The organism is Streptomyces sp. NPDC048462 (genome assembly GCF_043200175.1).
Taxonomy (GTDB): Bacteria; Actinomycetota; Actinomycetes; order Streptomycetales; family Streptomycetaceae; genus Streptomyces.
Window position 1 is genome coordinate 320,365 of record NZ_JBICXG010000002.1, and the last position, 11,185, is coordinate 331,549.

Consider the following 11,185-nt stretch of genomic DNA (forward strand, 5'->3'; position numbering starts at 1 on the left):
GCGTGACGCGTGCCGCCCTGCGGCCTTCGCCGTCGTGCCGGGACTACTTCAGCGTGTATGACTTCGCCGCCGGTGCCGCCTGGGCCGGCCGGACCACCTTGAGGCCGCCGGGGGTCCCGGCGTCCGGCTTCATGATCACGCTCTCCCGGGTGGAGGGGGCCGCCGGGTCGGAGAAGTCGTGCGGCATCCCGAAGTCGCTGCCGAAGTCCGTGATGGTCAGCAGGGCCTTGTCGATGCCCTCACGGGTGAGGTCCTTGGCGGTGCAGGCCTTCTTCAGCGCCTCGCCGAACAGGCTCGCCGCGTTGTAGCCCGCGATGACGCCGTTGTCGAGGCCGTCCTTCGGGTAGGCGGCCGCGTACTCCTTGGCGAGCTTCGCCGGGCCGGCGCCCGGGTCACCGATCGGGAGGGTGGACGCGGCGACGTAGTAGTCCTTCGTCAGGGCCGGTCCGGCCTGCGTCTTCAGCAACTGGGGCGCGTAGGCTGAGTTGTTGCCGACGACCGGGACCTTGAATCCGGTGGCCGCGGCGACTCCGACGAGCGAGGCCGCCTGGCGCGGGCCCGCGCTGATGACGACGGCCTTGACGCCCGCCTGCTTGAGCGCGGCGACCTGGGCGGTCATGTCGTTGTCGGTGGGCTTGATCTTCTGCTCGACGACGGTGAGACCCGCCTCGTTCGCCGCGTACTTCGAGCCGGCCAGGGCGTTCTCGCCGTAGTCGCCCTCGAAGTAGACGTGACCGATCTTGTCGCCCTTGGCGATGCGCTTCCCGGCAAGCAGGTAGTCGATCGCGTTGATCGTCTCGACGTCGTACGTGGCGCCGATGACGCGGACGTATTTGCTGCCGAGCAGGTTCGCCGACCAGGCCTGCGGCAGGACGAGGCCCTTGTCCTGGCCGTCGATGCGCTGCTCGACCGCGGCCACGAACGGCGAGCCGATGAACTGGACGAAGCCCAGCACCTTCGGCTCCAGCTCCGTGTAGCCGGCGACGGCCTTCTGCGGGTCGTAACCGTGGTCGCGTACGGTCAGCTCGACCTTGCGCTTGCAGATGCCGCCCGCGTTGTTGGTCTGCTTGACCCAGAGCTGCTGGGCCTGGGTGACGCTCTTGCCGAGGGAGGCGTAGACCCCGGTCATGTCGGTGAGCGCGCCCAGCGAGATCACCGAGTCGGTGACGCCCACGCCGGTCTTCACACCGCCCTTGTCCTGGGTCCCCTCGTCGGAGGACTTGGCCTTCTCGCTACAGCCCACGAGGGTGAGGGTGAGGGCCGCGCACACGGCCCCGAGCACACGCAGTTTCATTTCTTCTCCCCTGAGTTCTTCATCAGACGTGTCAGGCCGCCGGGCAGGAACAGGACAGCCGCGACCACCGCGGCGCCGTACAGGTAGCGCGAGGCCTCGCCCGGTGCCAGACCGCCCGTACCGGGGGCGGAGACCAGGGGCAGGGAGTCGCTGTAGTGGGTGAGCACCTGCGGCAGCAGCGAGACGAAGGCGGCCCCGACGACCGCTCCCGCCACGGTCCCGAGCCCGCCGATGACGATCATGGCGAGGTATTCGAGGGACAGGACCATGCCGAAGTACTCGGGCACGGTCCGCTGGAAGACCAGTGCGAGCAGGACGCCCGCCAGTCCGGCGTACATCGAGGACAGGACGAAGACGCCCGCCCGGTAACGGGCCACCGGGACCCCCATCACTCCGGCCGCGATGCGGTGGTCACGGATGGCGTTGAGCGCCCTGCCGGGGCGGCCGCGCAGCACACCCCGGGCGAACAGACCGCTCAGCAGCAGGGCGAGGAGCGCCGCGTACCAGAGCTTCTCGGCGGACTGGAAGGGCACCGCGGCCACCGTCACCTCGGTGTCGTCGAAGCCGAAACCGAAGACGGAGAGCGGGGGGACGGCGCGGCCGTTGTAGCCACCGGTGAGCGAGCCCGCGTTGAACAGCACGTGCTGGCCGATGAAGATCAGGGCCAGCGTCGCGATGCCGAGGTAGGCGCCGCGCAGCCGGCTCGCGATGGGGCTGAACAGCCCGCCCGCGGCTCCGGCCAGGAGTACGGCGAGCACGGCGGCGAGCCAGCTGGGCAGGCCGAGTCCGGAGAGCTCGTGTCCGTTCTCCGTGCCGCGCTCCCCCGCGAGGACGCAGTAGCCGTACGCCCCCACCGCGAGGAAGAAGGCGTGCCCCAGGGAGAGCTGACCGGTGGCGCCGGTCAGCAGGTTGAGCCCGATGGCGCCGATGGCGGCGGCCATCGCGAAGAGTCCCGCCTGCAGCCAGAAGCGGTCCAGGTAGAAGGGGAACGCGAGCAGGAGCACCGAGCCGATGGCCCAGAGGTAGGTACGGGGGTGCCGCAGCCGGGCTGCGAGCACCGATCCGGGCGGGCGGAGCGCGGGCTTCGCCGCGGTTTCGTTCTGTGCCGTGGTCGTGGTCTCAGACACGGGCGAGCTCCTTCGTACCGAAGAGTCCCGCGGGACGCAGCAACAGCACCAGCACCATCACGAGGTAGGGGGCGAGGTCACCGATGCCGCGGCCCAGGAAGGAGAGGTCGCTCTGGTAGCCGGTGGCGAGCGACTCGGTGACGCCGACGATCAGTCCGCCGGCCAGGGCCCCGGTGGTGGAGTCGAGCCCGCCGAGGATCGCGGCGGGAAACGCCTTGAGGGCGGCCAGCGAGGTGGCCCGTTCCAGGCCGGGTGTGGGGAAGACGGTGAGGAAGAGGGCCGCGACGGCGGCGAGCGCTCCGGCGACCGCCCAGGCGGCGAGCGAGACCCGGCCGAGCTTGATCCCCATCAGGGCGGCCGTCTGCGGGTTCTCGGCCGCGGCCCGCATCGACACCCCCCAGGAGGTGAAGCGGAAGGCGAGCAGGAACACGGTGATGAGGAGGGCTGCGGCGACGAAGGCGGCGACTCTGGTCTGTGCGAGGGTGACGTCTCCGACGGTGATGACCCCGTCGCCCCAGGGGTCGCCGAGCGAGAGCACCTCCGTGCCCATCCGGCGGGTGAGTTCGGTGGTGAGCAGGATGTCGACGCCGATGGTGACGATGGCCAGGACGCTGTGGTCGCTGCCCCGGTAACGGCGCATCACCAGGAACTCGACGGCCGCTCCGACAGCGGCCGCGCCGGCGATGCCGACGGCGAGCGCGGGCCAGAAGCCGATGTCGTCGTGGAGCACGGCGGTGACGTAGCCGCCCGCGAGCAGCAGGGAGGCATGGGCGAAGTTGACGACCTCGGTCGCCTTGAAGATGACGACGAAGCCCAGTGCGATCAGGGCGTAGACCGAGCCGATGGACAGCCCGCCGAGGAGGAGTTCGATGAAGGTGGTCATTCCTGTACCCCCAAGTAGGCCTGGACTACGGCCGGATCGTTCTGGATCTCGGCGGGGCTGCCACCGGCGATCCTGCGTCCGAAGTCGAGTACGGTCACGGCGTCCGCGAGCCGCATCACCACTCCCATGTCGTGTTCGACGAGCACGATCGAGATGCCGAGGCTGTCCCGGACCCCGGCCACGACCGCGGCGGTGCGCCGCCGTTCGTCGGCGGTCATCCCGGCGACGGGTTCGTCCAGGAGGAGGACCTGCGGCTCCATGCACAGCGCGCGGCCGAGCTCGACGAGCTTCTGCTGCCCGTACGGGAGCGCCCCGGCCGGCCGTTCCAGCTCCTTCTCCAGGCCGAGGAACCCCGCGATCTCCCGGACCCGGTCCAGGTGCCGCCGGGCCTCGCGGGTTGCGGCCGGGAGGCGCAGGCCGCTCGCGAGGAAGCCGGCCCGGGTGAGCCGGTGGCGGCCCAGCAGCAGGCTGTCGGTGACGGTGGTGTGCGGGGGCAGTGCGAGGTTCTGGAAGGTCCGGGCGACACCGAGTGCGGCGATCTTGTGCGGGGCGAGTCCGGTGAGCTGCGTCGTACCGAGGTGCACGCTGCCGGATGTGGCCCGGTAGACCCCGGACAGCACGTTGAAGGTCGTCGATTTTCCCGCCCCGTTGGGGCCGATGACGGCGTGCACGCTGCCGGGCTCCACGGTGAAGGAGACGCCGTCCAGGGCGGTGAGTCCGGCGAAGCGGACGGTGACGTCCCGGACGGTGAGGGCGGCCGGGGGCGGGGCGGTATGACCGGCGGCCCTCAAGCGGACCACCTGCTCAGGGTGCGCACAGGGCCGGCCGGGTACGCGTCGACGGCCGTCTCGTCGACGACGCCCAGATAGCGCCGGCGTACCTCGTCCGACGCGGCGAGTTCGTCGGCCGGCCCCGCCAGGGTGATCTCGCCGACCTCCAGTACGTACGCCGTCGAGGCGAGCCGCAGGGCGATCGCCGCGTTCTGCTCGACGAGCAGGACGGAGGTGCCCGCCGCGTTGATCTCCCGCACCGTCTCGGCGATCCTGGCCGCCATCAGAGGGGCGAGGCCGAGCGAGGGCTCGTCGAGCAGCAGCAGCCGGGGCCGCGCCATCAGCGCCCGCCCCATGGCCAGCATCTGCTGCTCGCCGCCGGAGAGCAGTCCGGCGCGCTGGTGTGCGCGCTGGGCCAGTACGGGGAACAGTTCGTGTACGCGGGCCAGTGCGCCGGCCGACGCCTTGCGGCCGCCGCGGGCTCCCAGGGCGCCGGCCCGCAGGTTGTCGGCCACCGTCATCCGGGCGAACACCTGTCGTCCCTCGGGAACCTGGACCACTCCGGCGGCCACCACCCGGGCGGGGCGCAGCCCGTCCAGCCGGTGCCCGTCGAAGCGGACGGTGCCGGTGCCCGTTCCGCGGTGGAAGCCGAGGGTGCGCGAGACGGCCCGCAGCAGTGTGGTCTTGCCGGCCCCGTTGCCGCCGAGCACGGCGGTGATCGCCCCCGCCGGCACGTCGAGGGAGACGTCGCGCAGGGAGCGTACGGGGCCGTAGCCCACGGACAGTCCACGGATCTCCAGCGTTGCCATGCGTCCTCCTCCTCCGCCTTGTCATCGAGCCGGCCCGACGCGATTCGCCGGGCCGGGTGGCGCCGGGACCGGGGCCGCTGACTGCGGCTGTGCCCGTCACCTGCGCCGTGGGGCCACAGACCAGCAGCGGGGCGGGCCGCCCGTCCATGGCGTGCGGCCGAGACGCTGCGGGTGACCAGTGCCGGAGTCCGCCGCTTGTGCACGCGCACAGAGGCGGGCCGTGCGCGGTCGCCGCCCGCCCGGGCCGGTGGCATCCTCACGTCGGCGGCCCGGCCACCGGTGCGGGCGCCGAGGGGCCCGCGGCGGCTCGCGGAGGACGGAGCGGACATGCGGCGGCGCGGGGAGGACCGGGGGTGGGCGCTGCTCGACGCGCTGCTCGACGACCGGAGCGGACCGGGGCTCGCCGCCCTGGCCGCCGAGGCGCTGGGTCTTGCGGAGTGCGGCCGGTACGCGGTGGCCGTGCTGCCGCTTCGCGGGTGTCCCGGGCCCGGGACCACGGGCGCGCACGGGCTGCGGTTCCTCTGGCGGGTCCGTCCGGACCGGGTGATCGGGGTGGTCGTGCTGGGTGCGGCGGAGCCGGCCTCGGTCGCCGCGCTGCTGGCTGAGCGGTGTCCGGGCCCGGGTGGCGTCAGCCCGGCCGTGCGGGGTCTGGCGGGTCTGGGCAGGGCGCGCCGGCTGGCCGATGCGGCGCTGCTGACGTGCGGCACCGGCCGGGCGGAGGTCGCCTGCCTGGACGGCAGGGTCCCGGCGGCCCTGGTGGCCGGGCTGCCCTCGGTGTCGGCCTACCTGGCGGCGGAGGTCTTCGGCGCGCTGCTGGCCCGCGCCCCGGCGGAGCGGGCGCTGCTGCTGTCGACGCTGGACGCCTGGCTGGAGTGCGGAGGCTCGGCGGGTCGGGCGGCCGTCCGGCTGCGCTGCCACCGCAACACGGTGCTGAACCGGCTGCGGCGGCTGGAGGGACTGACCTCACGGTCGTTGTCCCGGCCGAGGGAGCTGGTCGAGGTGGTACTGGCCCTGGACGCGTTGAGGGCGCTTCCGGCGGCGGCGCTGTGAGGTGTCGGCGCTGTGAGGTGTCGGCGCTGTGAGGTGTCGGCGCGGAGGCACGGGACGCGCCCGTACCTCCGCGCCGGGGGTCAGCGCAGGAAGTCCCGGGCGATGGACTCCGCCGCCCGCTCCAGCAGCGGTCCCGCCTCGGCCATGCACACCGCCGGATCCGGCTCCAGCTCCGTGAGCGCGTACGCGCGGCGGATCCCCGCCCGCCCCAGCGCCTCCGGGGGCAGTGCGAGGCGGCCGCAGACCGCGACGACCTCGATGCCCGCCGCACGGGCCGCGGCGGCGACCCCCGCCGGGGCCTTGCCGTGCAGGGTCTGCTCGTCGAGCGAACCCTCGCCGGTGATGACCAGCGTGGCGCGGGCCAGCGCGGGGGCGAAGCCGAGCACGTCGAGCATCACCTCGATCCCGGGCCTGAAACGCGCGCCGAGGGCGGCCAGCGCCCCGTAGCCGATGCCGCCCGCCGCACCCGCGCCGGGCAGGTCGGCGTGGTCCGGGCCCAGCACGGACGCGTAGTGGGCGAGCGCCGCGTCCAGGACCGCGATGTCCTCCTCGGTCGCGCCCTTCTGGCGCCCGTACACCTCCGGTGCGCCCTTCGGCCCGGTCAGCGGGTTGTCGACATCGCTCGCGAGGATCAGGTCGACCCCGGTGAGCCTCGGGTCGAGCCCGGACAGATCGGCCGAGGCGAGGGCGGCGAGCCCGCCGCCCCCCGGGCCCACGGGCTTGCCGTCCGCGTCCAGGAACCGCGCGCCGAGCGCGGACAGCATGCCCGCGCCGCCGTCCGTGGTCGCGCTGCCGCCGACCCCGAACACGATGGTCCGCGCACCTGCCTCCAGCGCGGCGAGCAGCAGTTCGCCGGATCCGTACGTGGTCGCGGTGAGCGGCGCGAAGACGCCGTCGGGAAGGTGCTGGAGGCCCGAGGCCTCGGCCATCTCCACCACCGCCGTGGTGTCGCGCAGGGCGTACGCCGCCGTCACCGGATCACCGAGCGGCCCGGTCACCCGCGCCTCGCGGCGCTCGAACCCGGCGGCCACCGCGGCCGCCACCGTGCCGTCGCCGCCGTCCGCCACGGGCAGGGTCTCCACGGCCACCTCGGGAGCGATGCTCCGCAGCCCGGCCGTCACCCGCTCAGCGACCTGTACAGCCGTGAGTGAGCCTTTGAACTTGTCCGCCGCGACGAGCACGCGTGCGGCCTTCATCACTGCTCCGTCCGTCACCTTGAATCCCTTTGCTTTCGAACAGGCAGTCGCGCCGCCCCGACCCTATCCGGACCACCCGCCTCCTGCCCATGGGTGTCCGTGCCCTGGACCTGCGGCCGAGAACCTCTAGAGTCTGTCTGCGTGACCACGGATGACTACGCCACGTATATCGACGGACTCCCCAAGGTGCTCGCGGGTGCCGCGTGCGTCTTCCGCGACTCGGAGGGCCGGCTGCTGCTCGTCGAGCCGAACTACCGGGACGGCTGGGCGCTGCCGGGCGGCACGATCGAGTCCGCGGACGGCGAGAGCCCCCGGCAGGGGGCCCGGCGCGAGTCGGCCGAGGAGATCGGCCTCGACCTGGAGCCGGGCCGGCTGCTCGCCGTCGACTGGGCGCGCGGCACCGCACGGCCGCCGATCGTCGCCTACGTCTACGACGGCGGTGTGCTCGACGAGCGGCAGCTGAAGGCGGTGCGCGTCCAGGAGGAGGAGCTGCTGTCGTGGAAGCTGGTCGAGCGGGCGGAGCTCGGCAGCCATCTGCCCGCCGGACTGATGCGGCGGGTGTGTGCGGCGCTGGACGTACTGGACTCGGGCGCGGGTGCCGCGGAGCTGGAGGACGGACTGCCCGTCGGCTCGAACAGGTGATCTCCCCCGCTTCCGGGTGGGGTAGTGTTGACGGCTGCGAAGGGGAGTAGCCCCGCAAACCGGTCGTCGACACACTGGAACCTCCGGGTTCCCGGTGGCCGGGTCCGTGGATTTCCGCGGACGGGCGAGACCTTCGGTCAGGTATGACACACCCACACCCCGTGGGTGCCACCGTCATGCCGGGCCGAGTGGTCCTCCGAAAAGCCCGAGTGGCACTTCGCGGAAGATCCGGGGCCCGGCTCCTACAGAAAGCCACCCGGAATGCATCTCGACCCCCTGGCGATCCTCACCGCTTTCGGGCTGATCTTCCTCGCGGAGCTCCCCGACAAGACGATGTTCGCGTCGCTGGCCATGGGCACGCGCATGCGCCCGCTCTACGTCTGGTTCGGTACGTCGTCCGCGTTCATCGTCCATGTCGCCATCGCAGTCGGGGCGGGTGGCCTGCTCGGGCTGCTGCCCGACTGGATCGTCAAGCTCGTCTCGGCCCTGCTGTTCGCGTTCGGGGCGTTCATGCTCCTGCGGGCCGGCGGGGGCGACGACGAGGACGATGACGCCCCGAAGACCGTGACCGGTTTCTGGCCGGTGTACTCGACCGCGTTCATGGCGGTGTTCATCAGTGAGTGGGGCGACCTCACCCAGATCACCACGGCCAACCTGGCGGCGAGCAACGGCGCCTGGTCCACCGCGATCGGGTCCGCCGCGGCCCTGATGTCCGTATCCGCGCTGGCGCTGCTCGCCGGCCGGTTCATCGCCAAGCGCGTACCCCTCAAGACGGTCCAGCGCGTCGGTGGGCTGTGCATGCTGGGGCTGGCGATCTGGACGGTCATCGAGATCTTCACCGGCTGACCCGGCCGCGACGGGACGGTTACCGGTGGAGGGCTCCGCGCGCGTGCGGAGCCCTCCACCGGTTTCAGAAGAGCGAGGGGGTGGTGTCCTGCGTGCCGTTCTCGAAGGCCAGCAGCCGCTGTTTGCGGTCGAGTCCGCCGCCGTAGCCGGTGAGGCTCCCCGACGCCCCGATGACCCGGTGGCAGGGCACGATGATGCCGACCGGGTTCTTGCCGTTGGCCAGCCCCACCGCACGTGAGGCGCCGGGCCTGCCGAGGTTCTCGGCCAGTTCGCCGTACGAACGTGTCTCGCCGTACGGAATCCGCTGGAGCTCCGCCCAGACGCCGCGCTGGAACGGGGTGCCGTCGAGGTTCAGCGGGAGGTCGAACTCCCGGCGCTCACCGGCGAAGTAGGCGTCCAGCTGCCGGATCGTCTCGGCGAAGGGGCCGGGGTCGGGCGTACCGAAGGTCTCCTCGGGCGGACGGTGACGCTGAGCGGTCATGTAGAGGCCGGCGAGGACTCCGTCGGTGGCGACGAGGGTGAGCGGGCCGTAGGGGCTGTCGATCACGGTGTGCCGCCGGGTGGTGGCGCGTGCTGTGGTCACGATGGACTTCCCTGTGCCGGAAGGTGGTTGATGGGGTGGTCGTCGACGGTCCACAGGTACTGGACCGCGTACGCCCGCCAGGGCCGCCAGGCCGCCGCGCGGGCGGTGAGGGCGGCCGGTGTCGAGGGCAGGCCGAGCGCCTGGGCGGAGCGCCGGATGCCGAGGTCGGTCGGCAGGAAGGCGTCCGGATCGCCGAGCGCCCGCATGGCGATGACCTCGACCGTCCAGGGCCCGAAGCCGGGCAGGGCGCCCAGTTCGGCCCGCGCCTTCTCCCAGTCGGTGTCGGTGCCGAGCCGCAGTGAACCGTCCGCCAGGGCCCCGACGAGGGTGGTGAGCGTCCGGCGGCGGCTGCGCGGCAGGGCCAGTTGCTCGGGGTCGAGTCCGGCGAGCGCCCCGGGGGCCGGGAACAAATGGGTGAGACCGCCCTCCTGGTCGTCGACCGGCGTGCCGTGCGCGGTGACCAGCCGGGCCGCGTGGGTGCGGGCCGCCGCGGTCGACACCTGCTGGCCGAGCACCGCCCGGACGGCGAACTCCGCGCCGTCGACCGTTCTCGGCACCCGCCGCCCCGGCGCCTCGTCGACCAGCGGGGCGAGCAGCGGGTCGGCGCGCAGCTGTTCGTCGACCGCGACCGGGTCGGCGTCGAGGTCAAGCAGCCAGCGGCAGCGGCTGATGGCCAGGGTGAGGTCTCGCGGGTCGGTGAGCGAGAGCCGGCAGGCGATGTGGCCGGGGTGCGGGGTGAGGGCGACGATGCCGTGCCCGTGGGGCAGGTCGAGCGTGCGGCGGTAGGCGCCGTCGCGCCACTCCTCCACGCCCGGGACGGCCGTCGCGGCGAGGTGTCCGAAGAGGTTGCTGGGGTTGAGCGGTGCGCGGTAGGGCAGTCGCAGCGCTATCACGCCGGGTGTGGCCGGGGGTCTCACCGACCGGGTGGCACGGCTGCGCAGCTCGCCCGGGGCGAGGGCGAAGACCTCGCGAACCGTGTCGTTGAAGGTGCGGATCGAGGAGAACCCGGCCGCGAACGCCACCTCGGCCATGGGCAGCCCGGTGGTCTCGATGAGCACCCTCGCGGTCTGTGCCCGCTGCGCCCGGGCCAGGGCCAGCGGCCCCGCTCCCAGCTCCGCGAGCAGCTGACGCTCGATCTGGCGGGCCGAGTACCCGAGCCGGGTGGCCAGGCCGCTCACCCCCTCCCGGTCGACGACCCCGTCCCGGATGAGCCGCATCGCGCGGGCTACGGAGTCGGCGCGGGCGTTCCATTCGGGCGACCCCGGGCTGGTGTCGGGACGGCACCGCTTACAGGCCCGGAATCCCGCCTGCTGGCAGGCGGCCGAGCTCGGGTAGAAGGCCATGTTCTCGACCTTGGGCGGCACGACGGGACAGCTCGGCCGGCAGTAGATCCTGGTGGTCAGGACCGCCGTGAAGAACCAGCCGTCGAAACGGGAATCCTTGGACCGGACGGCCCGCACGCAACGCTCGGTGTCGGTGTGCATGGTTCAAGCATGGGGCACCGGGCCGGGCGGAGCTGGCGGGAATCCGACATCAGCCTCGAGCTGCCTGCACCGCTCCGCGCCGCCCTGCCCCGCCGCCGCTCGCCCGCCTCCCCTCGCCCCGTTCCGTACTTCGCACGAGAATGGAACGGGGCGAGGGCGGTGAGCGACGAGAAGGAGGCCCGACGATGACGGACGCACAGGCGGCACCGCTCTGCTCCCACCTGGACCAGGTGCGGCGAGTCGCCCCGGACAGTGCCGACTCCTGCACGGAGTGTGTCGCCAGGGGCGACACCTGGGTTCATCTGCGCGTGTGCCCGACCTGCGGACACGTCGGCTGCTGCGACTCCTCCCGGAACAAGCACGCCACCGCCCACCACTCCGCCACCGGGCACCCGCTCATCCGTTCCTACGAGCCGGGCGAGACCTGGTGGTGGTGTTACGAGGACGAGCTGACCTTCGACGTCGAGGGAGCCGGACCGGCGCGGACCGCCTGAGGGCGGG

12 protein-coding genes are annotated in these 11,185 nt (G+C 72.8%); 4 read left to right on the forward strand and 8 right to left on the reverse strand.

What is annotated here, in order from left to right:
• Positions 1 to 43: 43 nt before the first annotated feature.
• Genes ACGFU6_RS04685 through ACGFU6_RS04705 form a run of 5 tightly spaced genes read right to left on the reverse strand, consistent with a single transcriptional unit; the run spans position 44 to position 4,883 of the window.
• Positions 44 to 1,294, reverse strand: coding sequence for an ABC transporter substrate-binding protein (locus ACGFU6_RS04685; protein ID WP_393608059.1), 1,251 nt, complete (start codon positions 1,292 to 1,294; stop codon positions 44 to 46).
• Positions 1,291 to 2,421 carry a branched-chain amino acid ABC transporter permease gene (locus ACGFU6_RS04690; protein WP_393608060.1) on the reverse strand — a complete coding sequence of 377 codons (1,131 nt, stop codon included), beginning with the start codon at positions 2,419 to 2,421 and terminating at the stop codon, positions 1,291 to 1,293. The genes ACGFU6_RS04685 and ACGFU6_RS04690 overlap by 4 nt, the downstream gene beginning before the upstream one ends.
• A complete protein-coding gene (locus tag ACGFU6_RS04695; RefSeq protein ID WP_393608061.1) occupies positions 2,414 to 3,304 on the reverse strand; it encodes a branched-chain amino acid ABC transporter permease in 891 nt (296 codons plus the stop codon). Before ACGFU6_RS04695 ends, ACGFU6_RS04690 begins: the two co-directional genes overlap by 8 nt.
• Positions 3,301 to 4,104 carry an ABC transporter ATP-binding protein gene (locus ACGFU6_RS04700; RefSeq protein ID WP_393608062.1) on the reverse strand — a complete coding sequence of 268 codons (804 nt, stop codon included), beginning with the start codon at positions 4,102 to 4,104 and terminating at the stop codon, positions 3,301 to 3,303. The genes ACGFU6_RS04695 and ACGFU6_RS04700 overlap by 4 nt, the downstream gene beginning before the upstream one ends.
• Positions 4,092 to 4,883: an ABC transporter ATP-binding protein gene (locus ACGFU6_RS04705; RefSeq protein WP_393608063.1), complete on the reverse strand. Its 792-nt coding sequence runs from the start codon at positions 4,881 to 4,883 to the stop codon at positions 4,092 to 4,094. The genes ACGFU6_RS04700 and ACGFU6_RS04705 overlap by 13 nt, the downstream gene beginning before the upstream one ends.
• Before the next feature lie 327 nt (positions 4,884 to 5,210).
• On the opposite strand from ACGFU6_RS04705, the gene ACGFU6_RS04710 reads away from it, so the two are divergent.
• On the forward strand, positions 5,211 to 5,933 hold the full coding sequence (locus tag ACGFU6_RS04710; RefSeq protein ID WP_393608064.1) for a PucR family transcriptional regulator: 723 nt from the start codon (positions 5,211 to 5,213) through the stop codon (positions 5,931 to 5,933).
• Positions 5,934 to 6,013: 80 nt separating this feature from the next.
• Here the strand turns inward: ACGFU6_RS04710 and ACGFU6_RS04715 are convergent, their stop codons facing one another.
• Positions 6,014 to 7,129: a glycerate kinase gene (locus ACGFU6_RS04715; protein WP_393608368.1), complete on the reverse strand. Its 1,116-nt coding sequence runs from the start codon at positions 7,127 to 7,129 to the stop codon at positions 6,014 to 6,016.
• A 141-nt stretch (positions 7,130 to 7,270) separates the two neighbouring features.
• Here ACGFU6_RS04715 and ACGFU6_RS04720 point away from each other — a divergent pair, with 141 nt between their 5' ends.
• Positions 7,271 to 7,771, forward strand: coding sequence for an NUDIX domain-containing protein (locus tag ACGFU6_RS04720; protein WP_393608065.1), 501 nt, complete (start codon positions 7,271 to 7,273; stop codon positions 7,769 to 7,771).
• 261 nt (positions 7,772 to 8,032) lie between these two features.
• The gene (locus ACGFU6_RS04725; RefSeq protein ID WP_393608066.1) at positions 8,033 to 8,617 is read left to right on the forward strand and encodes a TMEM165/GDT1 family protein; all 585 of its coding nucleotides are present in this window, start codon (positions 8,033 to 8,035) and stop codon (positions 8,615 to 8,617) included.
• A 64-nt stretch (positions 8,618 to 8,681) separates the two neighbouring features.
• On the opposite strand, the gene ACGFU6_RS04730 is transcribed toward ACGFU6_RS04725, so the two are convergent.
• Both ACGFU6_RS04730 and ACGFU6_RS04735 read right to left on the reverse strand, forming a co-directional pair.
• On the reverse strand, positions 8,682 to 9,200 hold the full coding sequence (locus tag ACGFU6_RS04730) for a methylated-DNA--[protein]-cysteine S-methyltransferase (protein WP_393608067.1): 519 nt from the start codon (positions 9,198 to 9,200) through the stop codon (positions 8,682 to 8,684).
• Positions 9,197 to 10,684, reverse strand: a complete 1,488-nt coding sequence (locus ACGFU6_RS04735; RefSeq protein ID WP_393608068.1) for an AlkA N-terminal domain-containing protein — start codon at positions 10,682 to 10,684, stop codon at positions 9,197 to 9,199. Before ACGFU6_RS04735 ends, ACGFU6_RS04730 begins: the two co-directional genes overlap by 4 nt.
• Before the next feature lie 185 nt (positions 10,685 to 10,869).
• Here ACGFU6_RS04735 and ACGFU6_RS04740 point away from each other — a divergent pair, with 185 nt between their 5' ends.
• The gene (locus tag ACGFU6_RS04740; protein WP_393608069.1) at positions 10,870 to 11,178 is read left to right on the forward strand and encodes a UBP-type zinc finger domain-containing protein; all 309 of its coding nucleotides are present in this window, start codon (positions 10,870 to 10,872) and stop codon (positions 11,176 to 11,178) included.
• The last annotated feature ends 7 nt before the right edge of the window (positions 11,179 to 11,185 follow it).